Annotated in this window: 23 protein-coding genes and 2 pseudogenes; 7 read left to right on the top strand and 18 right to left on the bottom strand. The window is 70.3% G+C overall.

The annotated features are described in order from the left end of the window. Positions 1-18: 18 nt before the first annotated feature. The 3 genes from ACH4ZX_RS12070 to ACH4ZX_RS12060 all read right to left on the bottom strand — a co-directional run bounded on the left by ACH4ZX_RS12070 (position 19) and on the right by ACH4ZX_RS12060 (position 3,561). Complete coding sequence (locus ACH4ZX_RS12070; protein WP_398271295.1) at positions 19-783, bottom strand: intradiol ring-cleavage dioxygenase; 765 nt, start codon at positions 781-783, stop codon at positions 19-21. 189 nt (positions 784-972) lie between these two features. Beyond that, positions 973-2,145, bottom strand: a complete 1,173-nt coding sequence (locus tag ACH4ZX_RS12065; protein ID WP_398271293.1) for a serine hydrolase domain-containing protein — start codon at positions 2,143-2,145, stop codon at positions 973-975. Between the two features lie 72 nt (positions 2,146-2,217). Further along, positions 2,218-3,561, bottom strand: a complete 1,344-nt coding sequence (locus ACH4ZX_RS12060) for a transcriptional regulator (protein WP_398271291.1) — start codon at positions 3,559-3,561, stop codon at positions 2,218-2,220. 346 nt (positions 3,562-3,907) lie between these two features. On the opposite strand from ACH4ZX_RS12060, the gene ACH4ZX_RS12055 reads away from it, so the two are divergent. From ACH4ZX_RS12055 to ACH4ZX_RS12040, 4 genes are all read left to right on the top strand, one after another. Beyond that, positions 3,908-4,357, top strand: a complete 450-nt coding sequence (locus tag ACH4ZX_RS12055; protein WP_398271286.1) for an ATP-binding protein — start codon at positions 3,908-3,910, stop codon at positions 4,355-4,357. A 128-nt stretch (positions 4,358-4,485) separates the two neighbouring features. Next, on the top strand, positions 4,486-4,650 hold the full coding sequence (locus ACH4ZX_RS12050; RefSeq protein WP_398271284.1) for a hypothetical protein: 165 nt from the start codon (positions 4,486-4,488) through the stop codon (positions 4,648-4,650). 87 nt (positions 4,651-4,737) lie between these two features. Further along, positions 4,738-5,934: a JmjC domain-containing protein gene (locus tag ACH4ZX_RS12045; RefSeq protein WP_398271597.1), complete on the top strand. Its 1,197-nt coding sequence runs from the start codon at positions 4,738-4,740 to the stop codon at positions 5,932-5,934. Beyond that, positions 5,868-6,725, top strand: a complete 858-nt coding sequence (locus ACH4ZX_RS12040) for an aldo/keto reductase (protein ID WP_398271282.1) — start codon at positions 5,868-5,870, stop codon at positions 6,723-6,725. Before ACH4ZX_RS12045 ends, ACH4ZX_RS12040 begins: the two co-directional genes overlap by 67 nt. Here ACH4ZX_RS12040 and ACH4ZX_RS12035 read toward each other — a convergent pair. The 10 genes and pseudogenes from ACH4ZX_RS12035 to ACH4ZX_RS11990 all read right to left on the bottom strand — a co-directional run bounded on the left by ACH4ZX_RS12035 (position 6,713) and on the right by ACH4ZX_RS11990 (position 18,357). Further along, positions 6,713-7,570: pseudogene (locus tag ACH4ZX_RS12035) on the bottom strand (hypothetical protein). The gene ACH4ZX_RS12040 and the pseudogene ACH4ZX_RS12035 overlap by 13 nt on opposite strands. 134 nt (positions 7,571-7,704) lie before the next feature. Next, positions 7,705-7,812: pseudogene (locus ACH4ZX_RS12030) on the bottom strand (PPOX class F420-dependent oxidoreductase); the annotation flags it as partial. 127 nt (positions 7,813-7,939) lie between these two features. After that, positions 7,940-9,667, bottom strand: coding sequence for an aminotransferase class I/II-fold pyridoxal phosphate-dependent enzyme (locus ACH4ZX_RS12025; protein WP_398271280.1), 1,728 nt, complete (start codon positions 9,665-9,667; stop codon positions 7,940-7,942). Between the two features lie 154 nt (positions 9,668-9,821). Beyond that, the gene (locus ACH4ZX_RS12020; RefSeq protein ID WP_398271278.1) at positions 9,822-10,973 is read right to left on the bottom strand and encodes an aldose epimerase family protein; all 1,152 of its coding nucleotides are present in this window, start codon (positions 10,971-10,973) and stop codon (positions 9,822-9,824) included. A 53-nt stretch (positions 10,974-11,026) separates the two neighbouring features. Then, positions 11,027-12,274, bottom strand: coding sequence for a multiple monosaccharide ABC transporter permease (gene mmsB, locus ACH4ZX_RS12015; protein WP_398271276.1), 1,248 nt, complete (start codon positions 12,272-12,274; stop codon positions 11,027-11,029). Beyond that, positions 12,271-13,821 (bottom strand): multiple monosaccharide ABC transporter ATP-binding protein, encoded by a 1,551-nt coding sequence (mmsA, locus tag ACH4ZX_RS12010; protein WP_398271274.1) that lies wholly within the window; start codon positions 13,819-13,821, stop codon positions 12,271-12,273. The genes mmsB and mmsA overlap by 4 nt, the downstream gene beginning before the upstream one ends. A gap of 122 nt (positions 13,822-13,943) precedes the next feature. Next, positions 13,944-15,050 carry a multiple monosaccharide ABC transporter substrate-binding protein gene (gene chvE, locus ACH4ZX_RS12005; RefSeq protein WP_398271272.1) on the bottom strand — a complete coding sequence of 369 codons (1,107 nt, stop codon included), beginning with the start codon at positions 15,048-15,050 and terminating at the stop codon, positions 13,944-13,946. Between the two features lie 37 nt (positions 15,051-15,087). Next, positions 15,088-16,059, bottom strand: coding sequence for a hypothetical protein (locus tag ACH4ZX_RS12000; RefSeq protein ID WP_398271270.1), 972 nt, complete (start codon positions 16,057-16,059; stop codon positions 15,088-15,090). Between the two features lie 133 nt (positions 16,060-16,192). Continuing rightward, positions 16,193-17,197: a zinc-binding dehydrogenase gene (locus ACH4ZX_RS11995; protein WP_398271268.1), complete on the bottom strand. Its 1,005-nt coding sequence runs from the start codon at positions 17,195-17,197 to the stop codon at positions 16,193-16,195. Continuing rightward, positions 17,194-18,357, bottom strand: a complete 1,164-nt coding sequence (locus ACH4ZX_RS11990) for a mandelate racemase/muconate lactonizing enzyme family protein (protein ID WP_398271266.1) — start codon at positions 18,355-18,357, stop codon at positions 17,194-17,196. The genes ACH4ZX_RS11995 and ACH4ZX_RS11990 overlap by 4 nt, the downstream gene beginning before the upstream one ends. A 301-nt stretch (positions 18,358-18,658) precedes the next feature. On the opposite strand from ACH4ZX_RS11990, the gene ACH4ZX_RS11985 reads away from it, so the two are divergent. After that, positions 18,659-19,630: a hypothetical protein gene (locus ACH4ZX_RS11985; protein ID WP_398271265.1), complete on the top strand. Its 972-nt coding sequence runs from the start codon at positions 18,659-18,661 to the stop codon at positions 19,628-19,630. Between the two features lie 52 nt (positions 19,631-19,682). Here ACH4ZX_RS11985 and ACH4ZX_RS11980 read toward each other — a convergent pair whose 3' ends face one another. After that, complete coding sequence (locus tag ACH4ZX_RS11980; RefSeq protein ID WP_398271263.1) at positions 19,683-20,126, bottom strand: MarR family winged helix-turn-helix transcriptional regulator; 444 nt, start codon at positions 20,124-20,126, stop codon at positions 19,683-19,685. 88 nt (positions 20,127-20,214) lie between these two features. Between ACH4ZX_RS11980 and ACH4ZX_RS11975 the strand changes: the two genes are divergently transcribed. Next, positions 20,215-21,213, top strand: coding sequence for an NADP-dependent oxidoreductase (locus ACH4ZX_RS11975; protein WP_398271261.1), 999 nt, complete (start codon positions 20,215-20,217; stop codon positions 21,211-21,213). A gap of 123 nt (positions 21,214-21,336) precedes the next feature. Here the strand turns inward: ACH4ZX_RS11975 and ACH4ZX_RS11970 are convergent, their stop codons facing one another. Both ACH4ZX_RS11970 and ACH4ZX_RS11965 read right to left on the bottom strand, forming a co-directional pair. After that, the gene (locus tag ACH4ZX_RS11970) at positions 21,337-21,879 is read right to left on the bottom strand and encodes a hypothetical protein (RefSeq protein WP_398271259.1); all 543 of its coding nucleotides are present in this window, start codon (positions 21,877-21,879) and stop codon (positions 21,337-21,339) included. Positions 21,880-22,153: 274 nt separating this feature from the next. Further along, entirely contained in the window at positions 22,154-23,299 is a 1,146-nt protein-coding gene (locus ACH4ZX_RS11965) for a serine hydrolase domain-containing protein (protein ID WP_398271257.1), read from the bottom strand. 117 nt (positions 23,300-23,416) lie between these two features. Between ACH4ZX_RS11965 and ACH4ZX_RS11960 the strand changes: the two genes are divergently transcribed. Continuing rightward, positions 23,417-24,214, top strand: a complete 798-nt coding sequence (locus tag ACH4ZX_RS11960) for an EI24 domain-containing protein (RefSeq protein ID WP_398271255.1) — start codon at positions 23,417-23,419, stop codon at positions 24,212-24,214. A 33-nt stretch (positions 24,215-24,247) separates the two neighbouring features. Here ACH4ZX_RS11960 and ACH4ZX_RS11955 read toward each other — a convergent pair whose 3' ends face one another. Next, complete coding sequence (locus tag ACH4ZX_RS11955; protein ID WP_398271253.1) at positions 24,248-24,520, bottom strand: hypothetical protein; 273 nt, start codon at positions 24,518-24,520, stop codon at positions 24,248-24,250. Between the two features lie 47 nt (positions 24,521-24,567). Further along, a complete protein-coding gene (locus tag ACH4ZX_RS11950) occupies positions 24,568-24,882 on the bottom strand; it encodes a LysR substrate-binding domain-containing protein (protein WP_398271595.1) in 315 nt (104 codons plus the stop codon). Positions 24,883-25,015: the final 133 nt, after the last annotated feature.

Below are 25,015 nucleotides of genomic sequence, written 5' to 3'. Positions count from 1 at the left end.
CGATCCGTCCGGCCGGGGTCAGCCCTGCTCGACGCCGAGGGTCAGCGTTCCGGTGTAGCCCGAGGAGGTCGAACTGCCCAGCGCGGTCATGGTCAGGAGGCCGGAGGAGGCGCCCCCGTCGTCGTAGATCCCGTCCTGGGCGAGGGTGGTGCGGGTGACGGTGTTGGTCGAGTACGGCGAGACCGCGGCGACCTTGGCCGTGATCGACTCGTCGATGAACAGCTGCCCGGTGTGGATCTCCTGGCCGCCGGTGAACGAGCCGTCGGAGGTGAGCGTGACGTTCGTGTGCACCTTGACGTGGATGTGCACGCAGCGGCCGCGGTACCAGCCGGGGTAGATCGTGGTGATGTTCGCGACGCCACTGGAGTCGGTCAGCACGCCGCCGCGCAGGAAGGTGCCGTCGTCGGGCTCGTTGTGCCCGTTGTTGCCGACGTAGCCGGAGTACTCGCCGAGCGCGTCGCAGTGCCAGATCTCCACGAGCGCGCCGGAGAGCGGTGCGCAGGTGTCGTCGTCGACGACGGTGAGCTTCAGCTTGAGCGGGATGCCCGCCTTGCCTTCGGTGACGTCCGAGCGGACGAGCTGTCCGTCGAGGTAGTAGGGGCCTTCGGTCATCTCCTTCGTGAGGGTGCAGACGGCCGCGGCGGCGACGGGCACGGCGTCGTCGCCCTCCGCGGCGGCGGGAGCGCCCGGCACGGCGGCGGCGACGGCCAGCGTGGCCGCCGTGGCCCCGGTGGCGATCAGTACGGTGCGGCGCCCGATCACGGGCTCAGATGTGTCTGTCATGAACACGGCACCGTAGAGAGCGATGCTGTCGGCGAGCTGTCAGTCAGGTAAAGTGACGGACAGTCAAGTGACTTGCAGGACAGTCGGGTTGGGTGCACGCGACGTGCGTGTCCGGGGTTGCCGGGGATCTCCTCGCATCTGTCTCGGCGGGCTCATGAAGTCCCGGATGGTGAGCCTGCGAACACGTCCTCACCTCAGCGACTTTCGAACTGCGTCGACCAGTGAAGCCGCCCGCACATCGTCGGTTCCCCCGATGATGTTGTTCATCACGTAGCCGAAGGCGACGCCGTGCTCCGGATCTGCGAAGCCGAGTGACCCACCTCGCCCCGTGTGGCCGAAGGAGGCCGGACCTGACATGGGATGGGGCTCGGTCGGCAGCATGTATCCGGAGCTGAATCGGCTCGGGATCAGCATTACTCGGTCCTTCCCCCCGGCCTGCTCCTTCGTCGCCGATGCCAGGCTTTCCGGAGTGAGCAGGCGCACGCCGTCCACCTCGTCGATCAATGCGGCGTACAAGCGTGCCAGTGCGTGTGCGGTGCCGATGCCGTTGGAGGCGGGGAGTTCCGCCGCCTGTACCTCGGGCGCGTCGAAGTCGATCTCCGCGGGGTGGGTGACCGCGTACGCCTTGTTGGTCAACGAGGCCGGGTCGCGCCAGGCGGCGACCAGTTCGCGGAGTTCCTCGGGAACCGACTCGGCGGGCACAGTGGTCAGGTCGATGTCGGGCCGCTGGTACACCATACGGCTCACCCGGTCACGCTCGTGTGCCGGCAGTCCGATGAAGAAGTCCAACCCGAGCGGGGCGGCGATCTCGTCGGCGAAGAAGCGGCCGGGCGTCCGGCCGGACACCCGGCGGATGACCTCGCCCACGAGCCAGCCCCAGGTCCGGCCGTGGTATCCGTGCGCCTTACCTGGAGTCCACAGGGGACGCTGAGCGGCCAGCGCGGCAGCCATGGGGTGCCAGGCCAATGCCTCGTTCAGCGGGACCGGTCGGTCCAGAGCGACCAAGCCGGCCTGGTGGGACAGCAGCCAGCGCACGGGGATGTCGGCCTTGCCGTTCGCCGCGAACTCCGGCCAGTACTTCGTCACCGGTGCGTCCAAGTCCAGCGCGCCGCGTTCGGCCAGCATGTGCGCCGCGGTCGCAGTCGCGCCCTTGGTGGCCGAGTAGACGAGTTGCAGCGTTTCCCGCGTCCACGGACGACCCGTCTCGGGATCGGCGACGCCGCCCCACAGGTCCACGACGGGCCGGCCGTACCGGTACACGCACACCGCCGCGCCTATGTCCCCATGCTCGGAGAAATTCGCCGCGAACGCCTCACGAACCGGTTCAAAACCGGCCGCAACCTCGCCTTCGATCGTCGTCATGCCGTCCATCCTGGCACCGGGACCGCCGGCTCCGGCGGGACGGGCCGCTCGCCGAGCGCCAGACAGTGGCTGTCAGGCCGTGGCGGGCAGCGCCTGAAGGCGTTCGCGGAACTCACGCACAGCGGGGACGGACTTGCGCGGTTCAAGCCGTGCGGAGAACTCCTTCAAGCGGTCCAGAGCCCGTACGGAGCTGACGCTGTTCTCCAGGAGTTCAGCGCCGTAGTTCGCGGCGTCGAGCGCCCCTTCCAGGTCGCCACCGGCGAGCCGCGCCTCCGCCAGGCGACTGGACCGTACGGCCTTGTCCCGAGGAGCCGCGCTCGTCACAGAAGCCTCCAGAGAACCTGTCGCGCGCTCCACCTGCCCGGAACGCAACAAGACCTTGCCCTCTGTCGAATTCAGTTGGGCGTCGCCGAACCAGCCGAGCCAGTCGGGGTTCTCCTCCGGCGTGTGGCGCTCCCAGAGAGACACCGCCCGGTTGAGAGCCGCTCCGGCTTTCCGGTGGTCGCCGTCGCGCGACAGTGCCTCGGCCTTGTGCAGATACAGGAAGGACCGGGTGTACGGCGACAGCGTTCGCGGGGCGTTGTCGATGGCGGTCGAGATGAGGTCGACACGCTCGGCGGTTCGTCCGGCCTCGGAGACGTGGACGCCCATCTCCGCGAGGACGAAGGCTCCGAACGCGTCGTCTCCTGCGGTACGAGCGCTGCGTAGGGCCCCGATGTAGTAACGCTGGCCGGCGGACCGTAGCCCTGCGTCGTAGGCCATCCACCCGGTCAGGTGTGCCACCCGGGCCGCCAGGCCATAGAGGCGGACGCGCACTTTGTCGGTGTACCGGCCGGTGCTCAGGAGACCGGTCACCAGGGCGAGATCACCTCGTGCTTGCTCCAGGAGCGTGACGCCTCCGAGTTGATCGTCGCGAGTGCGGAGCGTGCTGATGCGCTTCTCGAGCGTCGACACCATCGTGTCTGTGACCTGATCCCCGTTGAAGGCCGCTGCGAACGCCGAGGGCTCGTCCACCCAGCTCGCCGCGAGGCCCGTCAGAGCGGCGCCGGTGATGGTGAGAAAGCCCCGGCGATCCATGCGGCCACTTCCCACGAGTTCGGACAACGCTTCGACGGTACCTGCCTCGGTCCACGGAGCGGTGAGCCCCGTCACCTCCCAGACAGGGAGCCACCGGGGCCATCGCTGCTTCCGGGTCTGCTCGTACGGGACGCGCAGCAGGTCGGCGAGTACGCGTTGGGCGTCCGCATCCGGTTCCTGTCCCTGCTCCCATTTCCATACGGTCGTCCGGTTGGTCGCGAGCGGGACTCCCAGCAACCGCCCGTGTGCCTGCATGAGTCGGGCGAACTCGGCCTTCCCCCATCCGTGCGTCTGGCGGAGGAAGCTCAGCGGATGAACTGCCAACGGCTCACCAAGCACGTCACCACTCCCGTCATCCCTTCAGAGCGCAGTCGGGACGCTACTGCACGTTGCGGCTCGGCGGGAGGGCGTCCCGCATGAGAAACCCCCTGGAAACGTGCCGCCCTGCGCACTGGAGCCGTTGACTGAGTATCAACCGTCCACGGAGCACGCTCGGGGTGTCCGCTCCCGGAACGGTTCCCAGAACGGCGGTTCCGTCCCCGTTCCCCGTCGGGGACGGAGCCGCTCTCCAGTTCTTCGGAGGCCTCCGCCATGCCCACGCTCGTCCATCGGTTCGTCCTCCCGAGTGAGGAAAGGGAAGTGTCCCTCGCCCGGCGCAACGTCGTAGACAAGGTGCGCGTGGGGCGTGCCGTTGGACGACGAGACGGCTGACGCCATCAGCCTTGTCGCCTCCGAGCTCATCACCAACGCCGTGGTCCATGGGGAGGGACCCGTCACGGTCGCGCTGTACCACCGGCCCGGTCGTCTGCTGATCGATGTCCTCGACCACAATCCTTCAACTCCTCAACCGAGTTGGGCCCAGGCCGATGAGGAGAGCGGGCGCGGCCTGGCACTGGTCGGACTTCTTGCTTCGCGGTGTGCCTGGGAGTCCACCGGTCACGGGAAGCGCGTCTGGGCGGAGATCGTGCTTCCCATGAGGGCACCCGCTGCCCCAGCCGCCGTTCTGCGCCAGTCGGTCGTGCTACGGCCGAAGCACGGGGCCGGATCCGAGCTTGGGTTGCTTGCCGAAGGGCGAGGAGAGCCAGGCCGCGGGCGTCCGGCCGATGAGTCGCGGACCTGCCGCCTGTCGGTGTAGGACCACGGCTCATCGCCGACTCCCTATGACCGCCGCTCCACGGCAGCCCTCTCCCACAGCCGTGAGGCGGCCATCGACCTCCCGCCAGAGCCCTGGCGGGAGAACCGAAGAGGAAGGTGTACGAGGTGATGGAGCGCAAGGCACCACCTCCGGCCCGAAGTGGCCTCTTGGTGGCCGTGGAGGAACTGACCGCTGTTCACGACCGGTACGACAGCCTCCGGTCCGACAACGCCGGGAGTTCCGGCGACGCGCCGTGGCCGGGCGGCGACGGCAACCTGCACGACAGCGAGTAGGCACCGAGCGGTGGGGGCAGGCGCAGTTGGTCGTGTCGGCCCCCACCGCGTCCGCATCACATGGCCGAACCCATGGAGGACGCAGCGATGGAACATCGGTTGATCAGCGCCATTGAGGCAGCACTCGGATGGAGCGGAGCGGAGGCGTTGGGCAAGGGCTTCGTCCACGGGAGCATGGACGATCCCGCACTCGCCTCCCGCATCATGACTCCGAACCGCCTGCTCGACATCGTGATGCGCAGGAGCCTGAACCGTCCGCAGTTCCGGTGCTTCCGGGATGGCGAGGAGGTCCATCCGGCCATCTACTACACCGACAGCGTCAGCCCCCGGGGCCAGAGCATCCCTGCGGTCAACATGCGCGGCCTGGGCAGGCTCCTGCGGGAGGGCGCGACGATGATCCTGGACCAGGCCAACGTCTTCGATCCGACGATGGAGGTCGCGTGCCGGGCCATGCAGTGGTGGTCCCGAGAGCGGGTGCAGGTCAACGCATATCTGACGACGAACGACGCCGCCGGCTTCCCCCTGCACTGGGACGATCACGATGTCTTGATCGTTCAGCTTGCCGGAGAGAAGGAGTGGGAGGTGCGCGCGGCCTCTCGCAACGTCCCGATGTACCGGGACTCCGACCCCAACAACATCCCCAGTGAAGAGACCATCTGGTCCGGTGTCATGCGGACCGGTGACGTCATGCACATTCCCCGAGGCCACTGGCACCAGGCGACACGGACCGGCAGCGGCGTCGGCAAGAGTCTTCACGTCACGTTCGGCATCACCAAGCGCACGGGAGCGAGCTGGCTGGCATGGCTGGCCGACTGGTGCCGCGAGCGCGAGGTCTTCCGTCATGACCTGGACCGCCGGCACGGAAGCGGTGGCGAAGCCCTGACAAGGGCTGCCGCCCAACTGGTTGGCGACCGTCCCCCGGCCGACTTCCTGGCCGCGTACGAGCAGGAGACGACGCTGCCCCGGCACGTGCCGTTCCTCGACATACTGGGGGCGTTGGACGCAGTGGTGTGCACCACCCACTTCCCTCCTCGCATACAGGAAAGCGAGGCGACCGTCGACGTCGTGGCCTCCGGGAAGAGGCTCACCCTCGCGGCCGAGGCGCTGCCCGCACTGCGTCTGCTGCTGAGCGGCAGGCCGGTTCATCTGGAGCGCGCCGAGGCCGTCGTCGGGGCCGAAGTGACGGAGGTCGCCGAGATCCTGGTGAAGGAGGAGCTGTGTGCGGTGCTGACCCCCGAGTTGTCCTCGGGTTACACCGGTCTCGTCACGAGCGCCGCCTCCTGATCGGGGCGTTGGACCTCGGCGTCACCATGCTCGACACCAGCACCAACTACCTCGGCTTCCGCTCGCATCAGATTTTGGCGCGGACAGCCGGTGACCTGCTGCCGAAGTTCACGGTCTCCACCAAAGTCGGCTACTTCCCGGGGCCGGACGGGGCGGAGCACTCCCTGGATCCCGTACGGCTGCAGCGGGCTGTCGAACGGGCGGCCATGGATCTCGGACGTGAGCCGGACCTCGTGTTCCTGCACAACCCGGAGCATTCGCTACGCGAAGCCGCTCTTCACAACCGGGATGCGTTGGCGCAGGCGTGCACTGCCCTGGATACCGCTGCGGCGAACGGACTGTGCGCCGCCTGGGGCGTCGCGTCCTGGGACCCGTCACCGCTGTTGAGCCTGATCGATCAGACCGCACCGAGGCCATCGGTCCTCATGGTCCGCGCCGGCTTGCTTGTCGGAGCCGGAGCCCTGGATGCCGCGGATGCCCTCACCAAGGCGTGGGACCTGGGCGGCGGCGAGGTATGGGGGATGAGCCCTTTCGGAGGCAGCGCCACCGCCCCGGTGTGGGACAGGATCGACCCGCGCGCTTTCGTCCGGGACAGCACCCCACTCTCCCGTGTGCAGGCGGCGTTCAGAACGGCCTATCACCTCCCAGAGGTCGACTCCGTTGCAGTGGGCACCGATGACCCCGCCCATTTGAGTGACCTCGTCGGTGCCCTGGCCGGCGAGGTCGAGGAGCGGACCATCCAGGAGTACCGCAGCCTCCTTCGGGACCGCTCCAGCAATCAGCCCGCCTGAAGCTCCTTGATGATCTGCTCGGACATGCGCCGCGCGGGTTCCAGTCGAGGGTCCTCCGAGTGCGCGTACGGCCCGAGGATCTTCGAGCAGACGAACAACGTCATCAACTTGCCGTCCCGGCTCTCGAAGTCGGACCGGCGCTCGTGCCGTACGCGATCGGCCAGAGCCGGGACGGCGAGGGAACTCGCCCACAGCGAAGCGGAGTCCAGGCCGAGGGGTGCGTTCCCCCAGTCCTCCCAGTCGAAGAGACTGAACACCGGAGCGGTCACATTCGCCCAATTCAGATCCGCGTGGGCCGGCACCCACCGCTCGACGGACGTATCGAAGTCGTCGGCGAAGACGTCGCGGATGGACTCGGTGACAAGGGCCTGGGTGATGGTGACGGTGTCCGGCGTGGCGACCCGCCCGGTGTTCTGTGCCGCCAGAGCGTCCAACGAGGCGTTCAACGCCTCTCACCAGTCGTCCGGCAACTCCGGGGCTTCACTGAGAACGGCGCTTCCGACGGGAGTCCCTGGCAGGAGTTCGGTTTCGTCGGCCCGCCACATCACGGGCTCGTCCGTATCTCGCCAGACCACGCATCCGTGCCATTCGGGCCGGGCGATGCCTGCCAGGCGCGCGGCGCTTTCAGCGCCGTTCCACCCCTGATCGGGGATCTTGTCAATCAAGCGCCGCTCGATCCGCACCCACGTGTCGAGGTCAGTTCTGGCCCCCACGGACCGGCGCTTGCGGACCATCGTGTCCGGGAGCAGGCGCACTTGCAGAGACCGCTTGACGCGATCAAGAACCTCGTCGACCGGCTGTACCCGTAGATCAACAACCTGACTCGTGGAGACCGAGAGCGTCATGGACGCGACCGTAGCAGCGGCGCGGAGGCAGGCGCCCCGCTGAGTGCAGGCGGGGATTCGCCCCCGGCGCCGCACGCATACCCGGTCCGCTCGACGGCGGCGGTTGCGGGCGCTCGCTGCCGCGCGGATCGATCCGGATGGCCGCTGCGCTTGACGGTGGCGAGCGTGCCGAACTGCTGCCCCGCGAGCAGGCTGGAGAGGGCTTCGTCGGACAGCGGACGAGGTGCTGGTCCTTGGCTCATGACGGGATCAACGACGCTGGCGGCACGGCGTTTCGTGGCCCTGAGCCTCATTCGTCGGAGACACCGCCGGCCGACCGGGTGACCCTGCGACCGGGTGACCCCGCGGTCGGATCACCCCGCGGTCGGATTACCCCGCCTGTCCCATCCCCGCCGCGTTCGGCCAGTTCTGGGCGCTGGGCCAGCCGGACGCCGGGGCCGGGGCGAGGCCCGGGCCGGTGGTGCCGCGGACCTGGGCGGCGGTGAGGCCGCCGCGGGCCGGGACGCCGGGCGGGGTCGGGCCCGTCATCGGGGCCGGGGCGGGTACCGGGGCCGGGCCGGTCATCGGGGTCGGGGCGGGTACCGGGGCCGGGCCGGTCATCGGGGTCGGGAGCGGGCCGCCCATCGGGGCCGGCGCAGGCATCGGGGCGGGTGCCGGAACCGGTGCCGGGGCCGGGGGCTGGGGTGGGGCGGCGAGCGGCTGGGGGCCCAGCTGGGCGGCCGCCGGCATCGGCATCCCGGCTCCGTTCGACGGCCCCGCCTGGGCCGCGCCGTTCGACGGCCCCGCCTGGGCAACGGCCGGCATCGGCATGCCGGCGCCGACGGCCGGGGCGGCCGCGAGCCCCGGCATCCCGGCGCCGACGGCCTGAGCGGCGAGGCCCTGCATGCCGGCCCCGTTGGTGGCGCTGACCAGCCGGTCCACGGCCGCCGTGCCCGAGCTGTAGCCGGTCCCTGTGCCCAGCTCAGGCACGGCGGCTCCCCTCCTGGTCCCGTAGAGCACCTGTTCCAGGCCGGACACCAGGCGACGCACGTCCACCTGGGGACGCACCACGAGTCTCAGGAAGCGACTGGACGAGCCGATCTTGTTGCCGCACTCGCGGACCAGGATCCGGTGCTCGGTGAGCATCCGGTCCCGGACCACGGTGCCCTCGGCGCCCACGGGGAGGCGCACGAAGAGGAAGTTTCCCTGCGAGGGGTAGACCGTCAGGCCGGGCAGCGTGGCGAGCTGGGTCGCCATGTCGAGGCGGTCGCGGCGGACCTGCTGCAGGCTCTGCGCGTACTCGGCGCCGTGCTCCTTCAGCATGAACACCACGTGCTCGGCGAAGGAGTTGAGGTTCCACTTGGGCAGCATGGAGCGGACGCGGCCCGCCAGCGCCGGGTTGGCGACGAGGTAGCCGAAGCGGATGCCGTGCAGGCCGAAGTTCTTGCCCAGGCTGCGCAGCACGACCACGTTCGGGCGGAGCATCGCCTCCTGGACGACGGACGGGTCGGCCTCGGCGTCCGCGAACTCCAGGAACGACTCGTCGATCACCACCAGGTCCAGGTCCGCCATCGCGTCCATGAACTGCACGACCGTGTGCTTGGGCAGGAAGCCGCCGTCGGGGTTGTTGGGGTTGCAGACGACCGCGACGCGGGTGCCGCGGGACCGGATGAACTCGGCGTACTGCGCGAGGTCCAGGGCGAAGCCGCCGGCCTCCTGCAGTGGGAACATGTCGACCCGCTTGCCGGTCTCCATCGGCTGGTCGGTCCAGCGGCCGAAGGTGGGGACGGGGATGGCGAGGGACTCGCGGACCAGCAGGTGGTCGATCCAGGTGATCAGCTCGGTCGAGCCGTTGCCCATCGCCACGCACTGCGGCGGGAGCTGGAGCAGGTCGCACAGCTCGGCCGTGATCGTGTCGGCGCTGCTCGGGTAGTACCTGATGATGTCGCGCAGCCGCGATGCCATCTCCTCGAACATGGCCGGGGTGGGGAAGTAGGGGTTGCAGGGGATACAGAAGTCGACCGGCCCGGCCCCGTCGCCGCCCTCCCGCGTCAGCGCCGCCATCGACGGGCTGTGGGCCGCGGTGCTGCGGAACAACGAGGTGACGTTGTCGGCCATGGAACCTCCGTATGGGGCGAGCCCTGGCGGGGACTTCAGGGCCCGTCGTCATTGGGTGGCCCGCGCGGGGGAGCGCGGGCCACCCATACATACGCGGCCTCAGCGGGTGTTGTTCAACCCGTGTGAAGAGATTGTGCGCGACCGTCCGGACCGGTCAGCGGCCGAACGAGTGGACAGTGGTCGTCCGGTACGTCTGTCCCGGCCGCAGCACCGTCGACGGGAAGTTCGCGTGGTTCGGCGCGTCCGGGAAGTGCTGCGTCTCCAGGCACAGCGCGTCGCCCTGCCGGTAGGTGCGGCCGGAGGTGCCGACCAGGGTGCCGTCGAGGAAGTTGCCCGAGTAGAACTGCAGGCCCGGCTGGTCGGTGGCGATCCGCAGGGTGCGGCCGGAGCGCGGGTCGCGCAGCGTCGCCACGTGCTCGGGCCGCTGCGTGATCCCCTTGTCGAGGACCCAGTTGTGGTCGAAGCCCTTCGCCATGACCTGCTGCTCGTGGCCCGCGCGGATGTCCCGGCCGATCGGCTTGCCCTTGCGGAAGTCGAAGGGGGTGCCGGAGACCTTCGCCAGCTCGCCCGTGGGGATCAGCCCCGAGTCGGTGGGCGTGTAGCGGGAGGCGGCGATCGTGAGCTCGTGGTCCTCGATCGTGCCGCTGCCCTCGCCGGCGAGGTTCCAGTACACGTGGCTGGTGAGGTTGACGACCGTGGCCTTGTCGGTGGTGGCCTCGTAGTCGATGCGCCAGTCGCCGTGCCGGGTGAGGGTGTACGTCACCGTCGCCCGCAGCGTGCCCGGGTAGCCCATCTCGCCGTCGACGCTGGTGTAGTGCAGGCGCAGGCCGACGTCGGAGCCCTCGGCGAACGGCTCCACGTCCCACACACGCTTGTCGAAGCCCTTGGCGCCGCCGTGCAGGCTGTTGTCGCCGTCGTTCACCGACAGCTGGTAGGCGGTGCCGTCCAGGGTGAACCGCCCCTTGGCGATGCGGTTGCCGTACCGCCCGATGAGGGCGCCGAAGTACGGGCTGGAGGCGACGTAGTCGTCGATGTTGTCGAAGCCGAGGGAGACATTGGCGTAGCGGCCGCGGTGGTCGGGGATCTCCAGGGAGTGGACGATGCCGCCGTAGGAGAGGACACCCAGGCGGGTGCCGCCGTTCTCCAGCGACCAGAGGTGGACCTTGGTGCCGTCGGCGAGTGTGCCGAAGAGCGTCTTCACGGGCTTCCTGCCTGCCGGGGCGGCCTGTGCCGTGCCGCCAAGCGTCGTCGCGGCGATGCCCGCCGCCGCCGCGCCTGCGATGACCGTGCGTCTGTTCAGTTCCATGTGCGGCTCCCGTAATGGGTGGGGCCCCGCCTTCCGGCGGGGCCCGAGCTGACTTACGAACCGGACTTGCGCTTGTTCCACACGTCGAAGCCGACGGCCGCGAGCAGGGCCAGGCCCTTGATGACCTGCTGCCAGTCGGTGCCGACGCTCAGGAGGTTCATGCCGTTGTTCAGCACGCCGAGGACGAGACCGCCGATGATCGCGCCGAGTACGGTGCCCACACCGCCGCTCATGGACGCGCCACCGATGAACGACGAGGCGATCGCCTCGAGTTCGAAGTTCAGGCCCGCCTTCGGAGACGCCGCGTTCAGGCGGGCGGCGACCACCAGACCCGCCAGGGCCGCGAGCACGCCCATGTTCAGGAAGACGTAGAAGGTGACCTTCTTGTCCTTCACGCCGGACAGCTTGGCCGCCGGCAGGTTGCCGCCGATGGCGTAGATGTGGCGGCCGAAGACGGCGTTGCGCATGACGTAGCCGTAGCCGACCACCAGCACGCCCAGGACGATCAGGATGATCGGCGCGCCCTGGTAGCTGGCGAGCAGCATCGTGACCGCGAGGATCGCCGCGGCGATGGCGGCCAGCTTCAGCAGGAAGGCGTTGCGCGGCAGCACGTCCAGCGAGAACTCCTGCTCCCGCCTGCGGTCCCGGACCTCCTGGTAGATCGCGAAGGCCAGCAGCACGATGCCCAGCAGCAGGGTCAGGTTGTGGTAGTTGGTTTTCGGGCCGACCTCCGGCAGGAAGCCGTTGCCGAGCTTCTGCAGGCCATCCGGGAACGGGCCGAGGGTCTGGCCCTCCAGGAAGATCTCCGTCAGACCGCGGAAGAGCAGCATGCCCGCCAGCGTCACGATGAACGACGGTATGCCCAGATACGCGATCAGGAAGCCCTGCACCGAGCCCGCGGCCGCGCCCACCAGCAGGCACAGCACCAGCGCGACGGGCCAGGCCACGTCGTGCTGGACGGTCAGCACCGCCGCGAACGCGCCCACGAACGCGGTCAGCGAGCCGACCGACAGGTCGATGTGCCCCGCGATGATCACCAGCATCATGCCGATCGCGAGGATCAGGATGTAGCTGTTCTGCAGCACCAGGTTGGAGACGTTGCGCGGCAGCAGCAGGTCGCCGCCGGTCCACACCTGGAACAGCACCACGATCAGGCCGAGCGCGATCAGCATGCCGTACTGGCGCATGTTGCGGCGCAGGCCGTTCAGCATCAGGTGCAGCAGGCCCTCGCCGGAGGCCGCGCCCCCGTTCTTCCCGGGCGGCGCCGGGGCCGGGACCTTGTCCGTCACATCCGTGCTCATCGGGTTACCTCTTTGTCCTTCGTCATCTGACGCATCAGCACTTCCTGCGTGGCCTCCGCCCGCGGAACCTCACCCGTGAGCCGTCCGGCGGCCATGGTGTAGATGCGGTCGCACATGCCGAGCAGCTCCGGCAGCTCGGAGGAGATGAAGACGACCGCCTTGCCCTCGGCCGCCAGCTGGTCGATGACCGTGTAGATCTCGTACTTGGCGCCCACGTCGATGCCGCGGGTGGGCTCGTCCAGGATCAGCACGTCCGGACCCGCGAAGATCCACTTGCTGAGGACGACCTTCTGCTGGTTGCCGCCGGACAGCTTGCCCACCGGCTCGAACACGGTCGGCGCCTTGATGTTCATCGACTTGCGGAAGCGCTCGGCGACCTGCCGCTCCTCGTGCTCGTCGACCACCCCGCGCCGGGCCACCTTGCCCAGGGCGGTCAGCGAGATGTTCCGGTTGATGGTGTCGATGAGGTTCAGGCCGTAGTGCTTGCGGTCCTCGGTGACGTACGCGATGCCGTGCCCGACCGCCTCCGAGACGGTCTTCGTACGGATCTCACGGCCGTCCTTGAGGACCGTGCCGCCCGCGTACCGGCCGTAGGCGCGCCCGAAGACGCTCATCGCCAGTTCGGTGCGGCCGGCGCCCATCAGGCCCGCGATGCCGACGATCTCCCCGCGCCGCACGGTGATCGACACGTCGTCGACGACCCTGCGGTGCTGGTCGATGGGGTGCAGCACGGTCCAGTTGCGGATCTCCAGCGCCGGGGCGGCACCCACCTCGGCCTGGTGCGGCGTGCGCTCGGGGAAGCGGTGGTCGAGGTCGCGGCCGACCATGCCGGAGATGATGCGGTCCTCGGTGGTCTCCGGCGCGTTGACGTCGAGGGTCTCGATGGACCGGCCGTCGCGCAGGATCGTCACCGAGTCGGCGACCCGCCGGATCTCGTTCAGCTTGTGGGAGATGATGATCGAGGTGATGCCCTGCTTCTTCAACTCCAGGATGAGATCGAGGAGTTTGCCGCTGTCCTCGTCGTTCAGAGCCGCGGTCGGCTCGTCGAGGATGAGCAGCTTCACCTTCTTCGACAGCGCCTTGGCGATCTCCACCAACTGCTGCTTGCCCACGCCGATGTCGGCGATCCGGGTCTCCGGGTGGTCGGTCAGGCCGACCCGGCGCAGCACCTCGGTGGCGTGCCTGAGCGTCTCGTTCCAGTTGATGAACCCCGCGGAGGCGTGTTCGTTGCCGAGGAAGATGTTCTCCGCGATCGACAGGAACGGCACCAGCGCCAGCTCCTGGTGGATGATCACGATGCCCCGGTGCTCGCTCGCCCGGATGTCCTTGAACTCGCAGATCTCTCCCTCGAAGAGGATCTCGCCCTCGTAACTGCCGTGCGGATGGACGCCGGAGAGCACCTTCATCAAGGTGGACTTCCCGGCGCCGTTCTCACCGCAGATGGCATGGACCTCGCCCTGACGGACCGTCAGAGTGACGTCCGACAGCGCCTTCACACCGGGAAAGGTCTTGACGATCGAGCGCATTTCCAGGACGGGTCCCGCCATGGTCGTGCCCTTTCGGTCCGTAGGAATGGCCGTAGGAATGGCCGGAGGAGCGGCCGGAGGAGCGGCCGGAGGAGGGGCCGTGGGAATGGCCTCAGGAAGGGCCGGCCTCCGACGACGAGGGGCTACTTGAGCTCGTCCGCCGTGTAGTAGCCGGTGTCGACGAGCTCCTTGGTGTAGTTGCTCTTGTCGACGCTCACCGGCTGCAGCAGGTAGGCGGGGACGGTCTTGACGCCGTTGCTGTACGTCTTGGTGTCGTTGACCTCGGGCTTCTTGCCGTTGAGCACGTCGTCGACCATGGTCGCGGCGACCTCGGCGAGCTTGCGGAGGTCCTTGTAGACGGTCTGCGTCTGCTCCCCGGCGATGATCGACTTCACCGAGGCCAGCTCCGCGTCCTGGCCGGTGATGACCGGCAGCGGCTTGCTCTTGGAGCCGTAGCCGTCCGACTTCAGCGCGGACAGGATGCCGATGGAGATGCCGTCGTAGGGCGAGAGCACCGCGTCGACCCGGCCGGACTTGTACGAGGACGTGAGGATGTCCTCCATGCGCTTCTGGGCGGTGGTGCCGTCCCAGCGCAGGGTGGTGACCTGGGTGAGCTGGGTCTGGCCGGACTTGACGACCAGCTTCTTCTTGTCGATGTACGGCTGGAGCACGCTCATCGCGCCGTTGAAGAAGTACTTGGTGTTGTTGTCGTCGTTGGAGCCGGCGAACAGCTCGATGTTGAACGGGCCCTTGCCGTCCTTCAGGCCGAGCTTGTCGACGATGAAGTTGGCCTGCAGCTCGCCGACCTTGGTGTTGTCGAAGGAGGCGTAGTAGTCGACGTTCTTCGTGCCGAGGATCAGCCGGTCGTAGGAGATCACCGGGATCTTGGCGTCCGCGGCCTGCTGCAGCACGTTGTTCAGCGACTTGTTGTCGATGGCCGCGATGATCAGGCCCTTCACGCCCTGCGTGATCAGGTTCTCGATCTGCGACACCTGCTGGTCGGGGTCGTCCTCGCCGTAGACCAGCTTGGTCTTGTAGCCCTTGGCCTCGAGGTCCTTGACGACGTTCTTGCCGTCCGAGATCCAGCGCTCGGAGGACTTGGTGGGCATCGCGATGCCGATGGTGCCGCCCTTGGCGCTGCCCTTGTCCTCCTTGCTGCCGCCCTCGCTGTTCTGCCCGCAGGCGGTCAGGGTGAGGGCGAGCGAGGCGGCTCCGGCTATGGCGGCGAGTGCGGCTCTGCGAGTACGCATGGCGATCAGTCCTTGTTCTTCTCGTCGTTGAGAGGGGTCAGGCTTCGGTGGGGAAGCGGTTCAGCGGGCCGGGCAGCCGGGAGCCGAGCGGCGCCATGTCGCCGTCCGCGCCGTGCCGGGCGAGCAGGTCGAGAGCGAGCCGGCCGCGCCGCACCCGCTCCCGGGCGGTGTCCAGCGTCAGATCCCTCAGGTGGGTGCCGTAGGGGTAGATGCCGGGCGATCTGGACAGGCCGAACTTCAGGTAGAGCGGTGCGCCGCGCCGGATCAGCTCGGCGACCTCGTACATCCGGATGTAGCCGCCGAGGTCGTCGGGGGCCTCGATGTACATGTCCATCGGGGCGGCGGAGGCCCGCCGGATCTCGGTGAGGTGATCGAGCGTCAGGTCGCTGGGCACGTTCAGGGAGTCGGCGCCCAGCCGCTCGTAGACCGCGTAACTGGCCGGGTTGACCGGCCCGATGAGCGCGGAGACCTTCAGGGTGGTGTCCGCCGGGATGACCCCGGCGGCGCGCGCCCGGTGCAGCGTCCACAGCACGCCCTCGTCGGCGACGAGCAGGCACTTGACGCCCAGCTCCGTCGCCCGTACGGCGTCCTCGACGCAGCCGGCGACGGCGTCGTGTCCCCGTGCGCGCAGTCCGGCCCCCCGCGAGTCGGAGCGCACGGAGCCGCCGATGTCCCAGGTGCCGCGCGGGCCGGTGAACAGGCACAGCTCGATGTCCCGTTCGCCGGTGGCCTCGACCATCTCGGTGATCTCGGCGTCGGTCAGCATCCACACGCCGCTGCCCTGGCTGATCCGGTGGATCGGCACGTCGAGGCGCGAGGCCTCCTTCAGTACGACGGCCAGCGCCTCCGGGCCCTCGCAGGAGGGGATCTCGGTGCGCCAGCGGCCGCCGCCGGGGAAGGTGTGCGGTGAGGCGTCGGCGGGGTCGAGGGCGGGCGCGCCCAGGCCGAGGGCGGTGAGCGCCGGCTCACCCGGCCTGCGGGCTGCCGTGGCGGAAGCGTCGGTGGTCACAAGCTGTCCTTAGTGTTCGGTATTTCGGACGAAGTTCGCGGCTCTGGGTACGCAGGGGTCACGACCGGGTACGGAAAGGGCCAGGTGTACGCCGGTACGGGGGCCGTCAGGTCGCCCCCGTACCGGCGTACGGCTAGGGGCGGAGCAGTACCTTGCCGACCTTCGGATCGCCGGACCCGACCAGCTCGATGGCCTCCGGGAACCGCTCCAGCGGCAGCTCGTGGGTGACCAGCGGCAGCGGATCGAGCAGCCCGGCCCCGAACACCCGCACCGCGTGCGCCCAGGCGTCCGGCGGCGCGCCGAAGACGGTCGACACCTCCAGCTGCCGTACCACCAGGTCCGTCGGGTCCAGCCCGTCGGCGCCCGGCGCCGGGATGCCCGTCAGCACCAGACGGCCGCCGCGCCGGAGCAGACCGGCGGCGGTGCGTGCCGCGGACGCCGACCCGGCGGTCTCCACGACGACGTCGAAGTCGTCGGGCAGGTCCTGGTCGCGGGTGCGGAAGCCGGTGGCCCCGAACCGCCGCGACAGCTCGGCCCGGTCGGGCCGGGTGCCGACCACCAGCAGCTCGGCCGGCGAGTTCGCCTTCAGGAACTGCACGGCGAACATCCCGAGGGTGCCGGTGCCGACCACCGCGACCCGCTCGCCCGGCAGCGCGTTCGCCTTGATCGCGGCGGCCGCGATGCAGGCGGCGGGCTCCAGCAGGGCGGCCGCCGTCAGGTCGGCGTCGTCCGGCAGGAGGTGCAGCAGGCGGGCGGGCAGGGTGAGCGTGGTGGCCATGGCCCCCGGCTGGGTGAACCCGGTCTCCTCGTACCCGGCCGTGCACAGGGTGGTCTCGCCCGCGTGGCAGCGGTCGCACACCTGGCAGTTGCGGAAGCCCTCGCCGACGACCTTCCGGCCGACCAGCGCCTCGGGGACGCCGGCGCCGACCGCCCGCACGGTCCCGGACCACTCGTGGCCGGGCGTGAGCGGGTAACGGACGTACCCTTCCGGCCGGTTGCCCTGGTACACCTCGCGGTCACTGCCGCAGATGCCGACCGCGTGGACGCGCACCAGCGCCTCGCCGGGCTCCGGCTGCCGCGGCTCCTGCGCGGTCAGCCGGTGCTCGCCCGGCGCCTCGACGACGACCGCGGTGCTCACTTGGAGCCCTTGGGCTTGCGCTGCTCCCAGCCCTCGGCCCACAGGTCGAAGCGGGCCTGCTGCTGCGGGAACTCGGCCGCCGCGTCGACGTCCAGCTCGACGCCGAGGCCGGGCGCGTCGGAGAGGTGGAAGCAGCCGTCCTCCGGGTCCACCTGCGGGGCGCCCTTGACCACCTTCTTGATCTCCGCGTCCGCGAAGTCGTTGAAGTGCTCCAGGATCTTGAAGTTGGGGGAGGTGAAGCCGACCTGCAGGGAGGCGGCGGTCAGCACGGATCCGCCCACGTTGTGCGGGGCGACCAGCATGTAGTGCGTCTCGGCGGTCGCCGCGAGCTTCCGGGTCTCCCAGATGCCGCCGATGTGGCCGACGTCGGGCTGGATGATGTCGACGGCCTGGCTGTCGAACAGCTCGCGGAACTCGATGCGGTCGTGGATGCGCTCACCCGTGGCGACGGGGATGTCGACCTTCGCGGCGACCTTCTCCAGCGCCTTGAGGTTCTCCGGCGGGCACGGCTCCTCCAGCCAGGCGGGGTTGAAGGGCGCCAATTCCTTGGCCAGGCGCACGGCGGTGGCGGGGGAGAAGCGGCCGTGCATCTCCAGCATCAGCTCCGCCTCGGGCCCGATGGCGTCGCGGACGGCCTCGATGAGGGAGACGGCGTACAGGGTCTGCTGGTGGTCGAGCTCGAAGTGCCCGGTGCCGAAGGGGTCGATCTTGAGTGCCCGGTACCCGCGCTCCATCACGCCCTGGGCCGCCTTGTGGTACGCCTCCGGGGTCCGCTCGGTCGTGTACCAGCCGTTGGCGTACGCCTTGACCTTGTCCGTCACCTTCCCGCCCAGCAACTGCCAGACGGGCACCCCGAGCGCCTTGCCCTTGATGTCCCAGCAGGCCATCTCGACGACCGCGATGCCCGACATCACGATCTCACCGGCCCGGCCGTAGTCGCCGTACTTCATGCGGCGCACGAGGTCTTCCACCGCGAACGGGTCGGAGCCCAGAATGTGATTGGCCTCCGCCTCCCGCAGATAGCCGATCAGTGCGTCGGTGTGGCCCAGCATCCGGGTCTCGCCGACTCCCGTGATCCCTTCGTCGGTGTGCACCTGGACGTAGGTCAGGTTGCGCCACGGCGTCCCGACCACGTGGGTGCTGATTCCGGTGATACGCACGGCAGTTGCCCCTTGCTGCGTCGTTTGTCTCATTGACTGGATGCGGTGTGTTCGAAATTTCGTCACACGTTCGAAATGCTGGCGTGACAGTAAGGACGGGGTGCGGGGAGTGTCAATGGGTCGAACGCATAACGGTTTCGACGCCGCATTCGACACGGATTCCGGAGCCGGTTTCGGCGGGATCGCGGGACTTGCCCGGCATACGCTCCCGGCCCGGCGTAACGGAACGGCCGGTTCGGCACACAATTTTCACAGCGGCGACTGGGAAAGCTACCCGGGAGGAACTTAGTCTTCCCGCGTCATGGACTACTGCCACCCGTGCCGACGGCACCTCAACGGCGCGCTCGCCTGCCCGGGGTGCGGCGCTCCCGTCGAAGAACTCCGCGCGCACGCGGAGCGGGGCGGCGTGTCCGGGCCCGGGTACGGGTTCGGGTCCGGGCATGGGTCCGGGTCCGGGCATGGGTCCGGGTCCGGCGTCTCCGGGTACGACGGCGGGCCGACGGCCGCCTACGACGGCTACGGGGACGAGGGCGACGGCACGGACGAGGGGGCGTACGCCGGCACGTACGTGGGCGCCTACGGCGACCGGGGCGACCGGGGTGTCGGTGTCGGCGTCGGTGACGGCGTTCCGGCCGGCCGGGCGGCGCGGCGTGCGCGGCAGCACGGCCGTGGCGGGCGCGGGCGCGGCGGCCGGACCACCGAGGCGGGCGAGGCCGGGGCGGGCGAGGCCGGGGCGGGCGCCGGGAGCCGCCGCGACCGCAAAGCCGCGGCGCACCGCCGGCGCCGGCGCCGGACCGCGCTGATCGCGGCGGGCTTCGTCCTGGCGGCCGGCGGGCTGAGCCTCGCCGAGCTGGGCATGGACGCGCCCTTCTCCACCCCGGATCCGGCCGCGAAGGACGCGTCCGCCGAGGGCGGCACTTCCGCGGCGGCCGGTGGGACGGCCCGGCCCCTGGACGGCACCGCGCCGGGCACGGCGGCCGGCTCCGCCGCGCCGGGCGCCTCCGCCTCCCCGTCGGCCTCGAAGTCCGCCGAGGACGCCAAGGGCGACAAGGGCGGCAAGGGGCAGGACGGCGAGGCGACACCGGGCGCGGACACGTCCTCCGCCGCCACGGGGGCGACCCCGGACCCCTCCGCGCCGGACCCCACGGCGACCGCCCCGGCCTCCACCCGGGCCCCCTCCGCCGATCCGACGCCGTCGTCGCCGGACCCCGGCCCGGACCCGCAGCCGTCGCCGACGAAGACGTGCGACCGGTTCCTGTGGTGGTGCACCTAGGTCCTGCCGGGACCCACGGCGCCGGGGTGATCCCAACGGCAGGGGGCAGGGCCTAGCGGCCGGAGTCCAGCATCCGCCGCAGCAAACCCCGCAAAGCCAGCCGCTCCTCGTCCGACAGGCCCGACAGCGGTTCGCGTGCGAACCGCAGGCCCTCGCGCAGCTCGCGGGCGACCCGGAGACCCTCGTCCGTGGCCGCCGCCAGCTTCACCCGGCGGTCCGCCGGGTCGGGGCGGCGCTCCACCAGGCCGCGGGCCTCCAGCCGGTCCACGATCCCCGTGACGTTCGACGGCTCGCACTTCAGTCTGCGCGCCAGCTTCCGCATCGCCAGCGGTTCCAGGGACAGCAGGCTCAGCAGCCGCGCCTGGGCGCCGGTCAGCGCGTGCTCGCCCGCCGCCTCCTCGTAGTCCGCGTAGAAGCGGGCCACCACGTCCCCGATCAGCTCGACGACCTCCAGGGTCACCGGGTCGGGACGGCGGGTCTCGGGTGAGGTGGGCATGCTTCAGGGTACCCCTTTGCTTGACAACGTGAAATATTCAGGAGCATCTTTGTTTCAGCTACTGAAATAAATCGGAAGGGCTTCCCTCATGATCAACCGCGAATGGCACCTGCTCAGCCGGCCCGTCGGCTGGCCGAAGCCCGAGGACTTCGCCCTGGTCGAGGCGGAGGTCCGGCAGCCGCGCGAGGGGCAGGTGCTCGTCCGCAACAAGTACCTCTCGGTCGACCCCTACATGCGCGGCCGGATGAGCGCCGCCAAGTCCTACGTCGCCCCCTTCGAGCTCGGCAAGGCCATGCAGGGCGGAGCGGTGGGCGAGGTCGTCGCCTCCGAGGCCGAGGGCATCGCCGTCGGCGATCACGTCCTGCACTTCCTCGGCTGGCGCGAGTACGCCACGCTGGACGCCAAGAACGCCGTCAAGGTCGACGCGGACGCCGCGCCCCTCTCGGCCTACCTCGGCGTCCTCGGCATGACCGGCCTCACCGCCTACGCCGGCCTGCTGCGCACCGCCGCCTTCAAGGAGGGCGACTCCGTCTTCGTGTCGGGCGCCGCGGGTGCCGTCGGCAGCCAGGTCGGCCAGATCGCCAGGCTCAAGGGCGCCTCGCGGGTCATCGGGTCCGCCGGCTCCGACGAGAAGGTCAAGCTGCTCGTCGAGGAGTACGGCTTCGACGCCGCGTTCAACTACAAGAACGGCCCGGTCGGCGAGCAGCTGCGGGCCGCCGCCCCCGACGGCGTCGACGTCTACTTCGACAACGTCGGCGGCGACCACCTCGAGGCCGCCATCGGGTCGCTCAACCACGGGGGCCGGATCGCCGTCTGCGGCATGATCTCCGTCTACAACAACACCGAGCCCGCGCCCGGCCCGAAGAACCTCGCCCGCCTGATCCAGACCCGCGGCCGCATCGAGGGCTTCCTCGTCGGCGACCACTACGACCTCCAGCCGCAGTTCGTCCAGGAGGTCGGCCCCTGGGTCGCCTCCGGCGCGCTCAAGTACCGCGAGACCGTGGTCGAGGGCATCGAGAACAACCTGGAGGCGTTCCTCGGGGTCCTGCGCGGCGACAACACCGGAAAGATGATCGTCAAGCTGTAGCGACGGCTCGCAGGCGCGGCCTCCCCGAACGGATCGCGCCGGAAGCCGGCGCGCGAGCCCCCAGGTCCGGGACCTGGGGGCTCGCGGCCGTTACCGAAAACCGTCGGTTTCCTCGTCCTGGCGTCACAGCTCCGGGAAGACCGCCGCGAAGAAGAACCACAGCAGCCCGGCCCAGAACAGCGCGGCCGCGAGGGAGACCAGCAGAGAGCTGCGCAACTTCAGCACCAGGAACGGGAACATGGTCAGGACCGCGAAGAGGCCGCCGAGACGCATGTACAGCCGGGCGGCCTCGCTCAGCGTGCCGGCCCGGCCCTCCGCGAGGGCGCGGAGGAGGCGCTGCGAGACGAAGCCGTACAGGCCGAAGACGATGGGGAAGAACCACAGCGGCGTAAATCCCACGAGCTGGTCTTCCGACAGATCGTTGAACTTGACCACGTAGATGACCGCCGCCGCGCCGAGGCCGACGAGCAGGGAGACGATGTACAGCGCGGTCAGGGCCACCGTGCTCCCCGAGCGTGCCGCCGGCGGCCTGCCGGGCACGAACGGCATGGGTGCGCGCGTCACCTGGTGACAGGACTGGCATTGGACATCGGTGCCGCTCAGGGAAGCCGGGACGGACATGAGGTGCCCGCAGACCCCGAGGAACTCGACCTGCTGTGCGTTCATGGAACTCTTTCTCGTGAGGCGTCTCGGGACTGGAACCGACCGCGGCCAGGCCCAAGCCATCACCGATCGTTGCCGTTCGCTCTGCAGAACCGCTTGCAATCGACTGGAAAGAGCACCGCGTGATCGTGGCCCCGATGGCGGCGACGCCTCTGCCGTCCGGACTCCTCGCTCTGTGCCACAGGCCGCCTCCGTCCCGGCCCTACGGCAGAAGGTGCCGTCGCGGAGGACCGCGAACAGCACCTTGATCCGTCGTCGGGCGGTTCCCGCGGGGCCGTCAGCGGGCCAGGGCCGCGGTGTGCACCGCCCGGGCCAGCCGGTCGTTCTCCGGGGCCGCTCCGCCCGGGAAGGCGTAACGGCGGCGGGTGTAACCGTAGGCCAGGCCGCTGCGGGGGTCCGCGAACGCCTGGCAGCCGCCCGCGCCGCTGTGGCCGATCGTCCCGGCGCCCAGGAACGGGTGCCAGACGTCCGCCGTCGTCTGGAAGCCCAGGCCGAACGACCTGTGCGAGCGGGCCACCAGGTCGTGGCCCACGGAGTGGAACTGGCCGAGCTCTGCCACCGTGTCCGGCTTCAGCAGCGGTGCCTTCTCGTCCACCTCGCTGATCGCCGCCGCGTACAGCGCGGCGAGCCCGCGCGCGGAGGCCACCCCGCCCACCGAGGCCGGTCCCCTGGCGCGCACGCCCGGGTCGTTGGGCAGGGTCGCCAGGTCGGTGGGTTCGGGGGCGTGCTGGTTGAAGGCGATGGCGGCGAGCGTGTGCGGGCCGGAGGGCAGCGAGTCGAGCAGCGCCCGCTGTTCGGGGGTGGGGGCCATCGGCTGCGCGGTACGGAAGCGGGGCTCGTGCGCGGCGGGCAGGCCGAGGAAGAAGTCCAGCCCGTAGGGGGCGCGGATCCGCTCCTCGTAGACCTCCTGGAGGGTACGGCCGGTCGCGCGGCGCACGACCTCGCCGGTGAGCGCTCCGATGACCAGCGCGTGGTAGCCGAAGGCGGTGCCCGGCCGCCAGAACGGCCGCTGGTCGGCGAGCCGTTCGGCCAGCTGGCGGTCGTCGGCCAGCTCGGCGAGGGTGAACCCGGTGTCGGTGCCGACCACGCCCGCCCGGTGCGCGATCAGCTCGCGCAGCGTCACGCCCGCCTTGCCCTCGGCCGCGAACTCCGGCCAGTAGTAGGTCACCTTGCGGTCCAGTTCCAGCGTCCCCTCCTGCACGAGCAGCGCCACCACGAGATGCGCGGCGCCCTTCGTGGACGAGTACACGCCGTACAGGGAGCCGGCGTCGCCGCCCGCCCACAGGTCGACGACCTTGCGGCCGTGCACGTACGCGCACAACTGGCCCTCGTAGTCCGGCCGTTCCTCCGCGACGAACGCGGCGAACTCCTCGCGCACGGCCTCGAAGCCGTCGGCGACGGTGCCGTGGATCTCCTGAGTCATCCCGCTCTCCTCACCTCAACCGCTGCGGCCTGCTGAGATCGGTACGGGGAGACGTACCCGTTCGACTCAACCACGTCACCGGACGGTGCCGCTCACGGGGCCGGTAATGTTCCCCCCATGCGTGATCTCGGGGTGGGGTTCGGGTACCTGCTGAAGGGCCAGCGGTGGGTGGCCCAAAACGGCAGGCAGTACGGGTTCGGGCTGCTGCCCGGCCTGATCACCCTCGTCCTGTACGCGGCGGCGCTCGTCGCGCTCGCGATGTGGGGCGACGACCTGGTGGCGTGGGCGACGCCGTTCGCCGACGACTGGGACAGCCCCTGGGCCGGCCTGTTCCGCGGCTTCCTCACCGCCGTGCTGTTCGCCCTCGCCCTGCTGCTCGCCGTCGTCACCTTCACCGCGGTCACGCTCCTGGTCGGCCAGCCCTTCTACGAGAGCCTCTCCGAGAGGGTAGACCGCGACGTCTCCCCGGACGGCAGCGCGCCGGAGTCGGGCCTGCCGTTGTGGCGGGAGCTGTGGATCTCCGCCCGCGACAGCCTGCGGATCGTGGTCCGGGCCGCGCTGTGGGGGATCCTGCTGTTCGGGCTCGGCTTCATCCCGTTCGTCGGTCAGACGGTCGTCCCGGTGCTCGGTTTCATGGTCACCGGCTTCTTCCTCACCGAGGAACTGACCGCCGTGGCCCTCCAGCGCCGCGGCGTCGAACTCCGCGAGCGCCTCACCCTCCTCCGCGCCCGCAAAACCCTGGTCTGGGGCTTCGGCACGCCCCTCGGCCTGTCCTTCCTGGTCCCCTTCGTCGCGGTCTTCCTGATGCCGGGCGCGGTCGCCGGCGCGACCCTGCTGGCCCGCGACCTCCTCGGCGAGGAGACCGACGAGGAACGCGAGGACGACACCCCCGAACCCAAGCGGCTCACCTCCTGAGGCCGGCGCGCCGCACGCCGCGGTGCCGCCGCGTCACCGGGGCAGCACGAGTGTGACGAGCGCGAGCAGCGGGATCGCCTGGAACGCGGCGGCGCCGCGCAGGCCGGTCCACCACAGCAGCGCTCCGGCGGCCGCCACCACGGCGCACGCGCCGCCCAGTTCGGCCGGCGGGGGACGGTAGGGCCGCCCGTCCTGGCCCGCCGCCCAGGCGGTCATCCCGGCCGCCAGCCAGCCGTAGCCCACGGCGAGGGCGTCGAGGGGCAGCAGCGCGAGGATCGCGATCGTGTTCCTCCAACTCCGCCTCATGACGACAGGGTGACCGGCGCGGCGGGAGGACGCATGAGCACGCGTACCTAGGCGGGGACGCGGGTCGCCGCATCCCGCAGTGCCGTGCGGAAGGCGACGACGGCCGGGGACGGTGGCCGGCCGCGGACCGTGGCGGCGTAGACCGCGCGGGCGGGGGCGTCCTCGTCGAGCACCCGCAGCAGCGTGACGTCCGGGCGTACGGACGCGGCGGCCAGGGCGGGGACCAGGGCGACGCCCAGGTCGGCGGCGACGTAGCCCTGCTTGGCGGTCCACTCGGCGACGACGTGGGCGACGCGGGGACGGAAGCCCTGGCGCAACGCCGTGTCCAGCAGCGTGCCCTCGGGGCGGGAGCTGCCGGATATCCAGTCGGCGTCGGCCAGTTCACCGAGCCGGACCGGGCCGGGGGGGGGGGGGGGGGGGGGGGGGGGGGGGGGGGGGGGGGGCGCGCCGCGGCGGGCGGCGGGGGGGGGGGGGGGGGAGTGGATGACGCGCCGG

It is taken from the genome of Streptomyces sp. NPDC020490 (assembly GCF_044335305.1).
Lineage (GTDB): Bacteria > Actinomycetota > Actinomycetes > Streptomycetales > Streptomycetaceae > Streptomyces.
The sequence above is the reverse complement of the archived record's forward strand: the minus strand, read 5'-3'. Positions and strand labels throughout refer to the sequence as shown.